This window comes from Streptomyces sp. NPDC054757, from assembly GCF_053612185.1.
Genome location: NZ_JBSHBW010000015.1, coordinates 120,867 through 137,055 on the forward strand (window position 1 = coordinate 120,867; position 16,189 = coordinate 137,055).

General features: G+C 68.8%; 15 protein-coding genes and 1 pseudogene. 9 read left to right on the forward strand and 7 right to left on the reverse strand.

The window, feature by feature from the left end; translation table 11 throughout:
* Positions 1–4 precede the first annotated feature (4 nt).
* The 5 genes from ACWGKJ_RS19355 (at position 5) to ACWGKJ_RS19375 (ending at position 5,076) form a co-directional block, all read left to right on the forward strand.
* Positions 5–661: an HAD family hydrolase gene (locus ACWGKJ_RS19355; RefSeq protein WP_385033331.1), complete on the forward strand. Its 657-nt coding sequence runs from the start codon at positions 5–7 to the stop codon at positions 659–661.
* Between the two features lie 185 nt (positions 662–846).
* Positions 847–2,019, forward strand: coding sequence for a YqcI/YcgG family protein (locus ACWGKJ_RS19360; RefSeq protein WP_453315773.1), 1,173 nt, complete (start codon positions 847–849; stop codon positions 2,017–2,019).
* 17 nt (positions 2,020–2,036) lie between these two features.
* A complete protein-coding gene (locus ACWGKJ_RS19365) occupies positions 2,037–2,663 on the forward strand; it encodes a non-canonical purine NTP pyrophosphatase (RefSeq protein WP_385033337.1) in 627 nt (208 codons plus the stop codon).
* The gene (locus ACWGKJ_RS19370; RefSeq protein WP_385033340.1) at positions 2,660–3,619 is read left to right on the forward strand and encodes a nucleoside hydrolase; all 960 of its coding nucleotides are present in this window, start codon (positions 2,660–2,662) and stop codon (positions 3,617–3,619) included. Before ACWGKJ_RS19365 ends, ACWGKJ_RS19370 begins: the two co-directional genes overlap by 4 nt.
* 203 nt (positions 3,620–3,822) lie before the next feature.
* Complete coding sequence (locus ACWGKJ_RS19375; protein ID WP_385033343.1) at positions 3,823–5,076, forward strand: MFS transporter; 1,254 nt, start codon at positions 3,823–3,825, stop codon at positions 5,074–5,076.
* A 371-nt stretch (positions 5,077–5,447) separates the two neighbouring features.
* Here ACWGKJ_RS19375 and ACWGKJ_RS19380 read toward each other — a convergent pair whose 3' ends face one another.
* Both ACWGKJ_RS19380 and ACWGKJ_RS19385 read right to left on the reverse strand, forming a co-directional pair.
* Positions 5,448–6,170 (reverse strand): chitinase, encoded by a 723-nt coding sequence (locus ACWGKJ_RS19380; RefSeq protein WP_385033346.1) that lies wholly within the window; start codon positions 6,168–6,170, stop codon positions 5,448–5,450.
* 212 nt (positions 6,171–6,382) lie between these two features.
* Positions 6,383–6,898, reverse strand: a complete 516-nt coding sequence (locus ACWGKJ_RS19385; RefSeq protein ID WP_385033349.1) for a lytic polysaccharide monooxygenase auxiliary activity family 9 protein — start codon at positions 6,896–6,898, stop codon at positions 6,383–6,385.
* A gap of 440 nt (positions 6,899–7,338) precedes the next feature.
* Here ACWGKJ_RS19385 and ACWGKJ_RS19390 point away from each other — a divergent pair, with 440 nt between their 5' ends.
* From ACWGKJ_RS19390 to ACWGKJ_RS19405, 4 genes are all read left to right on the forward strand, one after another.
* Positions 7,339–8,151 (forward strand): MIP/aquaporin family protein, encoded by an 813-nt coding sequence (locus ACWGKJ_RS19390; RefSeq protein WP_385033352.1) that lies wholly within the window; start codon positions 7,339–7,341, stop codon positions 8,149–8,151.
* Positions 8,152–8,483: 332 nt separating this feature from the next.
* Entirely contained in the window at positions 8,484–10,148 is a 1,665-nt protein-coding gene (locus tag ACWGKJ_RS19395) for an alpha-L-fucosidase (protein ID WP_385034185.1), read from the forward strand.
* A gap of 177 nt (positions 10,149–10,325) precedes the next feature.
* A complete protein-coding gene (locus ACWGKJ_RS19400; protein WP_385032384.1) occupies positions 10,326–10,982 on the forward strand; it encodes a ClpP family protease in 657 nt (218 codons plus the stop codon).
* Positions 10,983–11,004: 22 nt separating this feature from the next.
* Complete coding sequence (locus ACWGKJ_RS19405; RefSeq protein ID WP_385032387.1) at positions 11,005–11,607, forward strand: ClpP family protease; 603 nt, start codon at positions 11,005–11,007, stop codon at positions 11,605–11,607.
* Positions 11,608–11,884: 277 nt separating this feature from the next.
* On the opposite strand, the pseudogene ACWGKJ_RS19410 reads toward ACWGKJ_RS19405, so the two are convergent.
* The 5 genes and pseudogenes from ACWGKJ_RS19410 to pcaH all read right to left on the reverse strand — a co-directional run.
* Positions 11,885–12,241 (reverse strand): annotated as a pseudogene (locus tag ACWGKJ_RS19410) (helix-turn-helix domain-containing protein); the annotation flags it as partial.
* Between the two features lie 102 nt (positions 12,242–12,343).
* The gene (locus tag ACWGKJ_RS19415; RefSeq protein WP_385032381.1) at positions 12,344–13,519 is read right to left on the reverse strand and encodes a 4-hydroxybenzoate 3-monooxygenase; all 1,176 of its coding nucleotides are present in this window, start codon (positions 13,517–13,519) and stop codon (positions 12,344–12,346) included.
* Positions 13,520–13,566: 47 nt separating this feature from the next.
* Positions 13,567–14,727 (reverse strand): bifunctional 3-oxoadipate enol-lactonase/4-carboxymuconolactone decarboxylase PcaDC, encoded by a 1,161-nt coding sequence (gene pcaDC / locus ACWGKJ_RS19420; protein WP_385032379.1) that lies wholly within the window; start codon positions 14,725–14,727, stop codon positions 13,567–13,569.
* Between the two features lie 92 nt (positions 14,728–14,819).
* Positions 14,820–15,392 carry a protocatechuate 3,4-dioxygenase subunit alpha gene (pcaG, locus tag ACWGKJ_RS19425; protein ID WP_385032376.1) on the reverse strand — a complete coding sequence of 191 codons (573 nt, stop codon included), beginning with the start codon at positions 15,390–15,392 and terminating at the stop codon, positions 14,820–14,822.
* Positions 15,389–16,141 (reverse strand): protocatechuate 3,4-dioxygenase subunit beta, encoded by a 753-nt coding sequence (pcaH, locus tag ACWGKJ_RS19430; protein ID WP_385032373.1) that lies wholly within the window; start codon positions 16,139–16,141, stop codon positions 15,389–15,391. Before pcaH ends, pcaG begins: the two co-directional genes overlap by 4 nt.
* Between the last annotated feature and the right edge of the window lie 48 nt (positions 16,142–16,189).

Sequence of the window (16,189 nt, forward strand, 5' to 3'; positions counted from 1 at the left end):
AGAAATGACAAGTAATCCTCATATCGTGTGGGACTGGAACGGGACCCTGCTCGGTGACGGCCGCATCATGATGCGATCGGTTATCGCGGCTTTCGCTGTTGCGGGTCTCCCCGAGATCACCATCGAGGACCACCGAAAGCACTTCACGCGACCCATATCTTCCTTCTTCGAGAAACTGGCGAAGCGCTCGCTGAGTGCGGCCGATTACGGTGTCCTCCGGCAGTCCTTCGAGGCCGCCTACCGAGGGCTGGCAGTCAATTTGGCTCTGACGTCCCATGCCGACGCCGTACTCAGAAGGTGGGCCGTGGCCGGACGGACTCAGTCGCTGCTTTCCATGCACCCCCATGAGAAGCTGGTCCCGGAGATCAAAAAATACGGGATCGCAGACCTTTTCTTACGCGCCGATGGTTATAAGGGCTCGGGGGCGGACACAAAGGCAGAACACCTCAAGGCTCATCTTGCCGCTCTCGGGGGACCCTCTCCCGATGATGTGATCTTGATCGGTGATACCGTGGACGATGCACTGGCTGCGCAGGATGTGGGGCTGAGGTGCGTCATATTCCATGACGCACGCAATGCCTTGCAGGATCTGGGTCACTTCGATCATCTCATGGTGCCTGTCGTCCGGACTCTCCCGGAGATATTCCGTTATATCGAGTAGCGGAGATGAGTGATCTCGGCCTGTCAGAGATGTAGAGAATTCACCAGGTTCTACGGCATGGGGGCGGAACTTCAGTGGTTGCGAATGCTGGTCCAGTGAACGGTGATAATGGCAGGCGGTCCGCTACGAACTCGGTCGTAGCCGCTGGGTTCGAACCTGAATCTCACCCCCCGTCGAAGCTCTACGTGGGGCAGATCCAAGCCGCGGTGGAACGGATCGCCCTCCGCCAGGGCCACGGAGCCGGCCCTCTTCCCGCGGCCTTCCACCTCCTTGATCTGTGCTCCAACCTGGAGACCGCCGTCGAGCACGGCGACCTGCCAAGCGTGGGCTTATCGGTCGCCGGTCTCTACGCCACGAGCTCATGGATAGCAGACATCTACGGGGTGACCCTCAAGAAGTCATATCAGGACCTCGGCCACAATGCGACCATCAGCAAACTCATCGAAGACCGGCGTGCGACAGGAAGGCGCCGGGAAGTCAGAGAGGCCCTGGCGCTCAGCAGGACATCATTGACTGACATCATGCGAAACATCGCGCTCTACAGCCACGCCTATGGGAGCGGCAGCGAGGACACCCTCAGGCCTCTGTCAGAAGTCATAGCAGAATTCCAGATATCTCTACTGGATCTGGGCGTCTGCCTCAAACTGGATCTCGTGGAAGTCCTTGAGAACGGATTCCACGACCGAGCCCTCGACGCATTCTCTGGTGGAGACCACAATCCCAGGCAGGCTGCGGCTGTCAAGCAATTCACCCCGGTCGCCAGGCGAACCTACTGCCCTTTCGCTGCCGCGGCCAATCTGTGGGGTGCCCCTGAATATGATCCGTCCTTGTCCATCGCGGAGCACATAAGGTCTTCGGTCGGGCTGCTCCATCACTTCAGTCGCGCCGCTCTCCGTGAGACCATGGACGGGTTTATTTACTCGTTCCCCGCCAGTGAATTCGGCCGGGATACGGCGCATCTTGGCAGTCTGCTCCGCACTCTGATTGAAACCCTGATGCAGTGCGACGATGCCGAAGCCCGCCCCTTTCGGGAGGAAGACCTATTGGACGAGAAATGGCGCTTCTCCTTCGATGGTGAGGACTACTTCGTTCCCGTTTTCGCGCCTCTCTACGGCCCTGGCCACAACCGGTTCACCTACGAGGTGCGGGACCGGGTCTTCATCCTCCTGCAACCTAACAGTTCCTTTCACCGCAGGATGGGGGTAAAAGGCCGGGAAATCAGAAGTCAGATACGGCAGAGATTCCGTGACGGATTTCAGCCGTACGACAATTCCAAAGAATTGGAACCCGGGAGATTCCTGCAGGCCGAGGATATTCGCACCGGATCCCCGAAATGGTACCGAAAAGACAAAGCATAGTGAGGAACGCTGCCGCAGTGCGAAAAATTATCTTCGCGAGCACGAACCCCATCAAGCTGGAAGAGGCAAAACAGATCATCCCTGAGATTCAAGGGATACGGGTCGACATGGACGAAATCCAGTCCCCGGCCCCGGAGGTCGTCGTCAGAAACAAGTTGGAGCAGGTCGTCAAACTTTCCTGGGACGATCCGGTGATCGTCGAGGACACGGGACTTGAGATCGATTCCTGGAACTCTCTTCCAGGTGCACTTGTGAAATGGTTTGTCGACGGTATGGGTGCCCAGGAAATAGCACACATTACTGCGCTCAAGGGGGAACGCCGTGGAGCAGACGCGGTGAGTTCGGTCGGTATCGCCTACAAAGGCGAGATCAAGGTATGGACCGACCGCATTCGGGGGAAGATCGTTGCACCGCGCGGAGAATTGGGCGGCTGGACCCCCATATTCGAGGTCGAAGGATCAGGGAAAACGCTCGCGGAGATGAGCTTGACCGAAAGAATGTCAGTGACCATGCGCAGACGGCCGCTGGAGAATGCGAACGCCTGGCTGAACCAGAGGCCCGTAGCCTCGGCCGGCAGCTGCCGCCCGGCAACCCCGGGGAAACCTCACGGGCATCAACCCCGGCTGGATGGAGAAACCCAGTGACTTCCGAGCGCGTCCCCCTCGTGATAGACACCGACCCCGGCATAGACGATGCCTTCGCCATCACTCTCGCTGCCCGCAGTCCCCACGTGGACCTCCGCGCGATCACCACCGTGTTCGGGAACGCAGCCGTAGAGCAGACAACCCTCAACGCGCTCAGGGTGCTCGCGATGTGCGACCGCGACGACGTACGGGTAGCCAGGGGTGCCGAACGCCCACTCGTCTACCCACACCCCCACCGCGCCGAATACGCCCATGGCAAGGACGGCCTCGGCGGAGCGTCAGGCTCGCTTCCTGCTCCACTGGGGAGCGAACAGCCGCGCCCGGCCGTTGAAGTACTGGCCGACGTCCTGAGAACCGCACAGACGCCCGTGACGATCGCGGCGATCGGCCCCATGACCAATGTCGCACTGCTCCTGGCCGTCTACCCCGAACTCCGCTCTCGCATCGGCCGCCTGGTGGTGATGGGCGGGGCGGCATCAGGTGGCAACGTCACCGCGACTGCCGAATTCAATGTGTGGAGCGACCCGGAGGCAGCTCGACGCGTCCTCGTCGATTCCGACGTGCCGACGACGCTGGTTCCCGTCGACCTGACTCATCGGGCCTGGGTGAGTGACGAGTGGCTCAAGACCCTCGCAGCTTCCGGCCCGGTCGGAGCCTCCCTGGCCTCCGTCTGTGCCCCCTATCGTGCCCATTATCAGCGGGAACTCGGAGTGGACGGCCTTGTCCTGCATGATGCGGTGGCCGTCGCCGAGGCGATCTGGCCCGGCATACTGAAGTGCCGGCGACTGGCAGTCGATGTGGTGTGCGACTCCACGTCGGCACGCGGCGCGACTCTCATCGACACCCGCTCGGGATATGACGACGCACGGGTCGGACGCGAGATCGACGTGGCCCTCGACGCGGACATCGACGCTCTGCGCGACCTCCTGCTCGACAAGCTGAGCGGCCGCTCATGATCCCGGCCCATCCCGCGCGCTGAGCCGGTCTTCCAGGGACGGCGGTCCGAGCCCCGCACCCGCTGCCTCGTTGTTCCAGCCGCTTTGGTCAAGGGATCTGTACAGCCCTCAGCCGTCTCCGCTACGTTGACGACCAGAATCGGGCTCGTCGACGCGTTGGTGGCTGGGTGGCGCGTCCCCTTGACGCGCCCGACGGAGATCTCGTGTCCTACCGCTCCCTGCTGCATGTCGCAGGCGTCGGCTTCTTCCCTCTGGGATTCCTGGCCCGCCTGCCATACGCCACCTCAGCCCTTTCCACGCTCATTCTGCTCCAGGCCTCGACTCACAGCTACGCCTTCGCCGGGCTCGCCAGCGCGGCCCAGAGCATCGCCATCGCCATCGGCGGCCCCCTGGTCGGAGCTCTGGCCGACCGGTACGGCCACCGGACCGTCGGAGTGGCCGCAGCGATCGCCAACTTTGCGGCCTGGGCAGCAGCCCTGCTGGCCGCCGGCCACGGCAGCCGGGCGAGCATGTTCGCCGCCGCCGCGCTGGTGGGCCTGACCCAGCCTCAGGTCGGCCCCCTCGTACGGGTGCACTGGTCACGATTGGTTCAATCCCGCAATGAGCGCCACCTGCTGCCTACGGCGCTGTCCTACGAGGCGTCCGCCGATGAGCTGAGCTTCGTCACCGGCCCCGCGTTCGTCGGGCTGCTCGCATCCCTCAGCCCCCTCGCGCCCGCTGTCGCGACGATGGCTCTGATCGCAGCAACCACCCTCCCCTTTGCCCTGACCTACGCTCACCGCAGCACGCACCAGCGGCCGTCAGGTCGGCAGGAGAAGCCGCACCTGCCCCGCCGTCCCCTGGCCGTCATGTTCTTGGCGATGGTCGCGATGGGGGCGATCTTCGGCGCGGTCCAGACAGCCGTCACCGTCTACGCCAACATGATCGACAAGCCCGGTGCTTCCGGACTCGTGTACGCCGAGTTCGGCATCGGCAGCGCCCTTGCAGGCGCCGCCTGCGCTTGGCTCCCGCAGAAGTTCTCTCTTCGCGCCCGATACGTGTCGTTCGCCGCGATCCTCTGCGCGGGCATGCTGGTCCTCTTCGTCGGCGCCCAACTGGTGTCCGTCCCCGCCGCGGTCGCGGTCGCGAGCTTCACCGTCGCGCCCTACATGATCAGCCTGTACGCGCTGACCGAACGCCTCGCCCCAGTCGAACGGGCTGCGGTCGCCATGACCATCCTGTGCGCCGGCGGCCCCCTCGGCACGGCTGCCGGACAAGCCGTCTCCGGCAGTCTCGCAGACGCTCACGGTGTCAACGGCGCACTCCTGGTCGCCCTTGTCGTGGCAGCGGGGGCACTTCTCCTCGCACTCTCGGCATTCCTGGCCGACCGACAGCGCAACATCTGGATCATCGATGCTCCGGCCGTGAAGCCTCCGGTGGTCCAGGAGCTTTCCGGCACATCCACAGAACTCCATTGAGATCTGACCGGGTGTTGGCCTGGTGGCCGGCCATGAGCCGGGCGCCAGGTGTCGCGCCAGTTGAAAGCGGCTTCGCCGGTCGGAGCCGTGCACGTGGCCTGAACGCTGACCGCTGACTGCCTGGTCCGCCCGTCCGGTGGGGCGCGCGGACCAGGCACTGTGGTCGATACCTCTCATGTCGGCGGCAGGAGAGGATCCCGCAAGCTGAACCAAGTCAGCCGACTGCCAAGGTTATTGACGACGGTAATGGATCCATTGTCGCCCCATGGGAACGTGGTGGCGGCCACCCCTGGTCGCTCCGGAAAGTCTGTACCTGAAGGCGGCTCCCGGAGACCTGCCGCGGTTGACGGTGCGGACGTCCCCCTGGTGCGTCAGCAGCCGACCCGTCGGCCGGGAAGCGTGTGCAGGACGCGGGTGAAGTGCAGATAGAGGCTGACGCGGTGCTGCATCTGGGCGGGGTTGCCGCCGTCGCACTCGGCGGTTCCGTTGAGGCTGCGGATGGTCTCGCCGAATCCCGCGTGGCGCACCATGGCCTGGTGGCCGGTCATGGTGCCGGGCCCGTCCTGGGTGTTCCAGTACCAGAGTGCGGTGGCCCAGGCGACGGCCGGGTCCCGCTCGACCAGCCAGGGATCGTCCAGCAGGTCGAGCCCGAGTGCGTCACCGGCGGCCTTGTAGTTGAAGTTCCAGCTGAGCATGATCGCACCGCGCCCGTAGTACGCGTCCTGCCCGGCGGGACAGCCGTACGGCTGGGTCGTGTCGCAGAAGACCGGGTAGGTCGACTCGTCCTGGGCGACCTTGTAGTGGAGCCCGCCGGTCTCATGGCTGACGTTGGCGAGGAAGGCCGCCGCCTCCTGCCGCCGCACCAGCAGGCTCCCCGTGCGGGCGAACCCGGGATAGGAATGTGTTGCCTCGACGAGTCCGTCGTAGGTGAAGAAGGGGTCCCGGTCGGGGAACATCCGCTCGAACTGGCTCTCGCTCACGACGAACGGCGTGGGGCGCCGCCCCTCGTGCGCGCCCGCCGCGGGAGCCACGAGCCCCAGACACGCCAGCGCCATCGCGGGGGCCAGCAGGGCCCGCAGACCTCGTCGGAACATTCGCTGCCACTCTCCGTCCGTGGGGGTGGGCCGGGCACCGGGGGAGGCGCCCCTGCTCTGGTGCGGGGCCCGGCCGGAGGTACCGCACGCCCCGCGCGCGGGGCCCCGGCCGGAGGCACCGCACGCGTCCCGCGCGCGGTGGGGCCCCGGACCGTTTCGGTGAGGGACCCACCGCGCGCGACCGGCCGTGCGGAGCCGGTGCGGTACCCGTGTCAGCCGACGTTCACGTCGATGCACGTGTAGAAGGCGTTGCTGGTGTCCGCGATGTTCCACACGGCGAGGACCTTCTGCTTGCCCTTGAGGCCGCCGAAGTTCACCGAGTGGGTGACCGTGGCGCCCGGCTTCGCGCCGTGGTCGTCGAACTCGGCGATCTTCTGGCCGCCGACGAAGTACTGCCAGGTGCTGGTGGCGTGCTGTGCCGTCAGCGTCCACTTGAACTCCGTGGTGGAGCCCACCGGTGTGACGGCCCAGCCCTTGGAGTCGTCGTCCAGCTCGGCGTACTGGGAGTTGCCGCCGCTGCAGCTCTGGAGACCCTTGGGGCCCTCCACGCTCTGCGGCTCATAGGTGATGGCACCGCAGCTGACGGTGTGTGCCGCGCACTGAGCCTGCCGACTGGGAGGCGATGAGACATATCCGTGGGCGCCGGCCGACGCGGCGGGCAGGCTGATCGCGAGTACCGGAGCGAGGAACGCGCCGAGGATGGCGGCGGTCTTCCTTTTCGCGTGCATGGAGAACTCCTTCACATCAGGTCTTCCTGCGTGCGACCGGCCTGTGGGGAGACAAGGCCGCGGCAGGTCGGCCTCTCGCGGGTGGGGCCGAGAGGCGCGAAGGCGGGCGGTACGGACCTCTTCCGTCCGCTTCCGTATCACTCCGTCTCCGGTCCGTGTCCGGGGAACGGAGCGAGCGCGGCAACGGCATCAGCGGTCTGCACCGAGTTGGTCCAGACCATTTCAGCTCGACGTGTCCGCGTCAAGGGTGGGGTGAAAGGCCGGTGACGGGGCCCGGTGGCACCCGGTCGCCCGCCACAGCTTGCGCTGGTGCGTCGCTGCACGTCGTATGGGTATGCCGGTGCGTGTCTTTCGGCCTACGGTGCGTCAGCCTGTCGCCCGCCGCCGATCCGTGCCGCCGGCCGTACGTCTCAGCCCGGACCGTCTGGAGGCAGGTGTCCATGTCAAAAGGCACAAAGAGAACGGGCCTGTTGGCTGAACTGTCCGCCGAGTTCTCCGGCACCCTCATCCTCATCCTGTTCGGGGCCGGGGTGGTGGCGCAGGTGGCGGCCGCGGGTCTCGGCGACCACGACAGCATCGCCTGGGCCTGGGGATTCGGCGTCACGCTGGGGGTGTATGTCGCCGGCCGGATCAGCGGGGCCCACATCAACCCGGCGGTTACGCTCGCCTTCGCCCTCTTCAGGGGCTTCTCCTGGGCGAAGGTCGTCCCCTATGTCGTGGCACAGACCGCCGGTGCCTTCGTCGCCGCGCTGCTGGTCCGATGGAACTACACGGAGATCCTGGCCAAGTTCGACCCCGGCCACACGTTCAAGTCCCAGTTCGTCTTCTCGACGCTGCCCGGCAACGGAACCTTTCCGGTCAGTGAGTGGGGAGCCCTGCGCGACCAGATCCTCGGTACCGCGATCCTGCTCTTCGTGCTGTTCGCGCTCACCGATCTGCTCAACGACCCGCCCGGCGCCAACATGGGGCCGCTGCTCATCGGTCTGCTCATCGTGGCCATCGGTATGGCCTTCGGTGCCGACGCCGGGTACGCCATCAACCCCGCACGTGACTTCGGGCCCCGGCTGGCGAGTTTCATCACCGGTTATCACACGGCCTGGCGAGATCAGTACGGCAACCTCTACTTCTGGGTGCCGATCGTCGGACCGCTGATCGGTGGTGCGCTCGGTGCAGGGCTGTACAAGCTGATGATCGGGCGTCATCTGCCGATGCTCGGCAAACAGGAGGCGGGGAGGATTCCCGCGGCGGACTGACCGTTGGCCCGGAGAGCCCGGAGAGCCCGGAGAGCCCGGAGAGCCCGGAGAGCCCGGCGGGCCGGCTGAACCGGTGGTGGGGCCCATGTGTGCCATGGGCCCCACCACCGGTTCAGTGCGTCTGCCATCGGTTCGGCGCGTCTTTTGCCGGTTCGGCCGGTCTGCCGCCGGGCCGGGATGGACTTTCCGCAGGGACGGATGGACTCTTCTCATCCAACTCACCGGTAGGACAACAAAATTGAGAGCCTGGGCTCCGCAGAACATCGGATGAATGGACGAAGGTGTGGTCCCGCATACCCCACCCGAACCCCCTGACACCGAAGGACGTGCCCATGGCTCTCAGCCGCCGCCTCTTCGTCACCGCGCTCGCCGCCGCCACCGCATCCACCGGCTCGCCCCTGCTCGCCACGGACGCGCTGGCCGCGCCGGCCGGCCGATCCTCCGTACCCACGGGGCCCGGCCGCCCCTCCCTGCCCGTCGAACCCGGCTACCGTATCGCCATCAGCCCGGACGACACCCCCGGCGAACTGGTCGCCAAGGCCGCCCGGCTGCGCCCCACCGAGCGCCAGATAGCCTGGCAGCGGCTGGAGAAGACGGCCTTCCTGCACTTCGGCGTCAACACCTTCACCGGCCTGGAGTGGGGTACGGGAGACGAAAACCCCGACGTCTTCCAGCCGACCGGCCTCGACACCGACCAGTGGGCGCGGGCGCTGCGGGACGGCGGCTTCGAACTCGCCATCCTCACGGTCAAGCACCACGACGGCTTTGTGCTGTACCCCTCCCGCTACACGGACCACAGCGTCGCCTCCAGCAGCTGGGCGGACGGCCGGGGCGACGTGCTGCGCTCGTTCGCCGACTCGATGCGCGCCCACGGGATCAAGGTGGGCGTCTACATCTCTCCGGCCGACGAGAACCAGTATCTGCATGGGGTCTACGCCAACGGCAGCGCCCGTACCACCCGCACGGTGCCCGCACTCGTCCACGGCGACGACCGGGCCGGAAGGAGACCGCGCACCTTCCGGCTCCAGGCCACCGACTACGGCGCCCATATGCTCAACCAGCTCTACGAAGTGCTCACCGAATACGGGCCGGTGGACGAGGTGTGGTTCGACGGCGCCCAGGGCCGCATCCCCCCGGAGAAGGTCGAGCACTACGACTGGGACAGCTGGTACGAGATCGTCCGCGCCCTCGCGCCCGGCGCCTCCATCGCGGTGTCGGGCCCCGACGTGCGCTGGGTCGGCAACGAGGGCGGGCTGGCCCGGGAGGACGAGTGGAGCGCCGTCCCGGTCGCCGCCGCGGAGTACGGGCGTACCGACTACGCGCTGCCCTACGACGCCCCCGACCAGGGCAGCCGCGAGGCGCTTGCCGCCTCCCGGACGGTCGCCCAGTACCTCCAGTGGTGGCCCGCCGAGTGCGATGTCTCCATCAGGCCCGGCTGGTTCTACCACGCGGACCAGCAGCCCAAGACCGTCGACGAACTCACCGACATCTATCTGCGGTCGGTCGGGCGCAACTCCGTACTGCTGCTGAACATCCCGCCGGACCAGCAGGGGCGGCTCCCCGCGGCGGATGTCGCCGTGCTCCGCGCTTTCGACGAGCGCATCGGCAGTGAGCTGCCGATGAACCTCGCCCGTACGGCGCGGACCTGGGGCGACGGCCACCATTCGGACCTCGCGGTCGACGGCGACCCGGACACCGCGTGGACCGCGCCCGCGGCGTCGAAGGGCACCCTGTACGTCGACTTCGGCCGCCCGCGCGAGGTGGACCGGATCCGGCTCGCCGAGGACATCCGCCACGGCCAGCAGGTCGAACTGGTCGTCGTGGAGGCCCGTACGGAGAAGGGCTGGACGGAGGTGGCGAAGGCGGGGACCGTCGGCGCGAGCCGGATCGTCGTGCTGCCCGCCGCGGTGGCCGCACGGCAGTGGCGGCTGCGGGTGCTCGGCTCCCGCCGCCCGGCGCGCATCGCCGAGTTCGGCCTCTACCACTCGCTGAGCTGAACCGCGGGGCCCGCCCGGCGGCGGGCGGGCCCCGCGGGCAGGCTGGTCCTGCCGGTCGGCCCGGCTCTGCCGTCGGCGAATCTGCTGCGGGCCGAGAAAGCCCGGCAGGGCACCCGGCCGGGCCGACAGTGGGGGAAGAGCGCGGATCCCGCGTCCGCGCCCCGACAAGGAGGACCGATGCCAACTCCCCCCAGCGGCTGGGGCACCGCCCTCGCCCCCCGGGCGTCCGACGACGACAGCACCCCCGCCACCCCCTTCGACGACCATCTGGCCGCCCAGCTCCTGATGCAGCGCATCGTCCTGCTCGGCACCCAGGTGGACGACGTCTCTGCCAACCGGGTCTGTGCCCAGCTGCTCCTGCTGTCGGCCGAGGACCCGAAGACCGACATCAGTCTGTACATCAACAGCCCCGGCGGCTCGGTGACGGCCGGGCTCGCGATCTACGACACCATGCAGCTCATCCCGAACGACGTCGCCACCCTCGCGATGGGGTTCGCCGCCAGCATGGGCCAGTTCCTGCTGACGGTCGGAGAGCGCGGCAAGCGCTTCGCGCTGCCGAACGCGCGGATCATGATGCACCAGCCGTCGGCCGGTATCGGCGGGACCGCGGCCGACATCGCGATCCAGGCGGAGAACCTCGAATTCACCAAGAAGGCCATCGAGCGGATCACCGCGGACCACACCGGCCAGAGCGAGGAGACGATCTCCCGGGACGGCGACCGCGACCGCTGGTTCACCGCGGCGCAGGCCAAGGAGTACGGCATGGTCGACCGGGTCGTGGAGTCGCTGGACGACGTCCGCCCGGCCGGCCCGCGGCGACGGACGGGGCTCTGAGATGGACCACTACCCGGTGAACATGGGCCAGTACACGATCCCGAACGTCGTCGAGCGCACCCCGCACGGGGAGCGTTCCTACGACGTCTTCAGCCGGCTGCTCTCCGAGCGCATCATCTTCATCGGTACGGAGATCGACGACGGCGTGGCCAACGTCGTCATCGCGCAGCTGCTGCACCTGGAGTCGGCGAGCCAGCAGACCGAGATCTCCGTCTATCTCAACTCGCCCGGCGGATCGGTCACTTCGCTGATGGCCATCTACGACACGATGACCTTCGTCAGCTCACCCGTTTCGACCTTCTGTGTCGGCCAGGCGGCCTCGACCGCCGCGGTGCTGCTCGCGGGCGGAGACCCGGGCCGAAGGTTCGTACTGGACCACGCACGGGTCCTGCTCGGCCAGCCCGCGACCGGTGGCCGGCAGGGCACGGTCTCCGATCTCAGCCTGCAGGCCAAGGAGATGCTCCGGTTCCGCTCGGAGGTCGAAGAGGTGCTCTCCCGGCACACGCACCACGAGATCTCCGAACTCCGCGCCGACATGGACCGCGACAAGGTCTTCACCGCGCGGGAGGCGGTCGCGTACGGACTCGCCGACCAGGTGCTCAGCCGCCGGAACGTACCCGTGTAACGCATTCGCGCGGGAGAGCCGGGAACGAGACCGGCCCCCGGCACGGAACCGAGGGGGCGGAGGGCAGGACGGGCGCACCCGCCCTGCCCTCCCGCAGGCCCGACGCTCAGGCCGCCAGGCGCACTTCACCCTGGCGCGAGACCGGCGGAGCGACCGGCGGCACGACCGGGTCGGCCACCGCACGGCGGGAACTCAGCTCCGTCACGACGGTCATCGCGGTGCCGTCGTCGGCGCGGGCGTGCGGCCGCCCGGAGCCCAGAGCGTGCGCCGTGGGCGCGGGAGCGGTACGGGACCCGGCGGGGCCCGTACGGGTGAGACGGGCGACTTCGCGCTGGCCCAGAGCGAGCAGATCCCCGAGGCCGAGACCGAGCGCACGGGCGGCAGCCGCGAGGACCTCGGACGAGGCTTCCTTGCGGCCCCGCTCCAGCTCGGAGAGGTAGGGCATCGAGATTCTGGCCGTGTCGGCCACATCCTTCAGGGTGCGCTCCTGCGCGAGGCGTTCACGGCGCAGGACATCACCCACGACGTCCCGCCACAGGGGCTCTTTCGTCTCGGCCTGCGGGACCGGCGCAGCAGCGGCTGCGACCGGGCGCAGGGGAAGGGCGCGGGCTTGGTTCGGCGGGTGGCTGCTCACTCCTTCACCCTAGAAGCCCCGCGCCCGGCAGGCTGCCGGTGGCGTTCTGCCCTCGGCGAATTCCCCTGTGCCCGGCGGCGCGTGTGCCCGGTGGCGTACCGCTCAGACCAGGGGCAGCCCGGTGTAGTTCTCGGCCAGCGAGGCCGACGCCGCTTCCGACGAGACGAGGTACCGCAGATGGGAGAGCTGGAGACGGCGCTCGAAGCCGGTGGCCGCGGGGTCGGTGTGCAGCAGGGTGGTCATCGTGTACGAGAAGTGCTCGGCCCGCCAGACGCGGCGCAGCGCGGTGTCGGAGTACGCGTCGAGCAGCGACTCGTCCTGGTGGCTGTGCCAGTGCGTGAGGGCCCGCGCCAGCAGGGTGACGTCGGCGACGGCGAGGTTGAGACCCTTGGCCCCGGTGGGCGGAACGATATGGGCCGCGTCACCGGCCAGGAAGAGGCGGCCGTGGCGCATGGGTTCCGCCACGAAGCTGCGCATCGGGGTGATGGTCTTCTCGGTGATCGGGCCGCGCCGGAGCTGCCAGTCGCCTTCGGTCTCGAAGCGGGCGTCGAGTTCGCTCCAGATCCGCTCGTCCGGCCAGCTCTCGGTGCTGTCCGAGGGATCGACCTGCAGATAGAGGCGGCTGACCTGCGGGGAGCGCATGCTGTGCAGCGCGAAGCCGCGCTCGTGGTGGGCGTAGACCACCTCGTCGCAGGAGGGCGGCACATCGGCCAGGATGCCCAACCAGGCGAAGGGATAGGTGCGCTCCGATACCGTGAGCAGACCCTCGGGCACCGAGCGGCGCCCGACGCCGTGAAAGCCGTCGCAGGCGACGACGACATCACAGTCCAGAGTCTCTTCGGCCCCCTGGTGGCGGTAGCGGACCGCCGGAGCCCCGGTGCCGGTTCCCTCGACGGAGACCGCCTCGGCCCCGAAGAGCACGGCGCCGCCGTCCCGTTCGCGCAGTGCGATGAGGTCCTTCACCATCTCGGTCTGCGCGTACACCATCACCGACCGCCCACCGGTGCCCGCGCCGAGGTCGATGCGGTGCGGGCGGCGGTCGAATCTCAGCTCGACGCCCCGGTGCGGGATGCCCTCCCGGTCCATCCGCTCCCCGGCCCCGGAGGCTCGCAGGACCTCGACGGTGCCGTGTTCGAGAATGCCGGCGCGCTGACGGTGTTCGACGTGCTCACGCGTGCGGAGTTCCAGGACGACACTGGCGATGCCCTGGCGGTGGAGCAGATGGGACAGCAGCAGGCCGGCCGGGCCCGCGCCGATGATGCCGACGCATGTGCGCATGGTGCTCCTGGGACGGAGGGGTGCGAGGGGAGGGCGGGGCGGCGGGGTCAGCCGGACCCGTCGAGTCCGGCCAGCACCCGCTGGGCGGTGGCGAAGGCCGCGTTGGCCGCCGGGACACCGCAGTAGACGGCGCTCTGGAGCAGCACCTCCTCGATCTCGTCACGGGTGAGCCCGTTGCGGACCGCGGCGCCGATGTGCAGGGCCAGCTCGTCGAGGTGGCCCTGGGCGACCAGCGCCGTGAGGGTGACGCAGCTGCGCGTACGGCGGTCAAGACCGGGACGGGTCCAGATCTCGCCCCAGGCGTAGCGGGTGATGAGGTCCTGGAAGGCGGCGGTGAACGGTGTACGGCGTTCGGCGGCCCGGTCCACATGGGCATCCCCCAGTACGGCACGGCGTACAGCCGACCCGGCGGTGCGGCGCGAGGCGTCGTCGGAGGCCGGGACGGCGAAGTGCGCCCGGAGCGCGGTGAGTACGGGCCGTGGCTGCTCGACCGGAGCGAGATGGGAGGCACCGGGCAGTTCGACCAGGGCGGAGCCCGGGATGCCGTCGGCGAGTTCCCGGGCGTGCGCCGGGGGAGTCGCCCGGTCCTCGCGCCCGGCGATCACCAGAGCGGGTGCCCGGATGCGGTGGAGCTCGCCCCGCAGGTCGAAGGCGGCCAGCGCGTCGCAGCAGGCCGCATACCCGGCCGGGTCGGTGGCGAGCAGGTCCCCGACCGGACCGGCGGCGGCGGTCGACCCGGCGAAGGCGGGGGTGAACCAGCGGTCCGCCGCGCCCGGTGCGAGGGAAGCGGTGCCGTCGGCCCGGACCAGCGCGGCGCGCTCACGCCAGCCCGCCGGGGCGCCGAAGCGGGCCGATGAACAGACCAGCGCGAGCGTTCCGATCCGCTCCGGGTGGTGCACCGCGAGGTGGGCGCCGATGGCTCCCCCCAGCGAGATCCCCGCGTACCCGAAGCGGTCCCAGCCCTGGGCGTCGGCCAGCCGCAGGACGAGTCCGGCGAGTCCGGCGACGGTGGCGGAGCCGTCCTGCGGGAGCAGCCCGGCGGGCGAGCCGCCGTGGCCGGGCAGGTCGAAGCGGAGCACACGGTGGGTACGGGACAGGGCGGCGGCCTGAGCCGCCCAGACGGACACCGATGTGCCGAGGGACGGTCCGAGGACCAGGGGCGGGCCGCCGGGTGGGCCGTCCAGCAGATGGTGCGGGAGACGGTTCACGGCTGTTTCCTTACGGCAGGCAGGCAGGCAGGCAGGCAGGCAGGCGCTGTGGGGCGTGGCCGGCCAGGGCGACGGCCGAAGCCGTTGGACGGTCAGCGGAATTCAAGGAATACCGTCTCCCCGGCGCCCTGCAGACGGATGTCGAAACGGTAGGTGCGCGGCGCCGTTCCGGTGGCGATCAGGGTCTTCCGGCGGTCCGGGGCGAGAGAGTCGAGCAGCGGGTCGGCCGGCGGGCTGGTCCCGTCCGGGCCGTCGGGGAGGTAGACCCGGGTGTAGAGGTGGTGCAGCAGTCCGCGGGCGAAGACACAGACGGACAGGTACGGCACACCGCCGGGCGGCAGGGTGCGTACCACCCACCGTCCTTCGGCATCGGTGGCGACCCGGCCGAAGCCGGTGAAGGTGAGGCCGTCGCGGCCGAGATGGCCGCCGGTGACCGGGTCGCGGCGCATCGAGCCGGGCGCCCCCGTCCGGGAACCGCCGGGTGCGGGCTGCCAGAACTCCAGCAGCGCGTCGGGTACCGGCTCGCCGCCGCCGTCGAGGACCTGGCCGTGCACCGTGAGGGTGTCCGGGTGCCCGGCCGGGGCCATCTCGGGGCCGCAGGGGAACGGCAGCGCGTAACCGTAGAAGGGGCCCACGGTCTGGGACGGAGTGGGGAGCACGGTCATCGTCCCTCCTCCGTCCAGGTGGCGGTGGGGCCGTCGAGGACGATGTCCCAGCGGTAGCCCAACGACTCCTCGGGGCAGGACAGTTCATGGTCGTACCGGGCGACCAGGCGGTCCCTGGCGTCGTCGTCGGTGACGGACTGCAGGATGGGGTCGTAGGCGAAGAGCGGGTCGCCGGGGAAGTACATCTGGGTGACCAGGCGTTGAGTGAAGGCCCGCCCGAAGAGCGAGAAGTGGATGTGCGCGGGGCGCCAGGCGTTGGCGTGGTTCCGCCATGGGTAGGCGCCGGGCCTGACGGTGGTGAAGGAGTACCAGCCCCGGTCGCTCGTCAGACAGCGGCCGACGCCGGTGAAGTGGGGGTCGAGCGGCGCCGGGTGCTGGTCGCCCTGGTGCGCATAGCGCCCGGATGCGTTGGCCTGCCATATCTCCACCAGCTGACCGCACACCGGGCGGCCCGCGCGGTCGAGGACACGGCCGGTGACGGTGATGCGCTCACCCAGCGGCTCGCCCGGGTGCTGCCGCGTCAGATCGGCGTCCAGCATCGTGACATCGGTGACACCGAAGGCCGGACCCGACAGTTCCACCGCCTCCGGGTCCCGCACGACGGCCAGCGGCTGTCGCGGGTGGCGCAGCGCCGTGCTCCGGTAGGGCGGGTAGCCGCGGGACGGGTGGTGCCGGACCGTGCCGGCCTTGACATAGGTCTCGTACTCCTGGGTGATCTCACGGGAGATGTCGGGCTGGGTGAGCGCCATGGTGGACGGTTGCCTTTCCGGTACCAGGGGGTGCGGGTACAGCCTTCG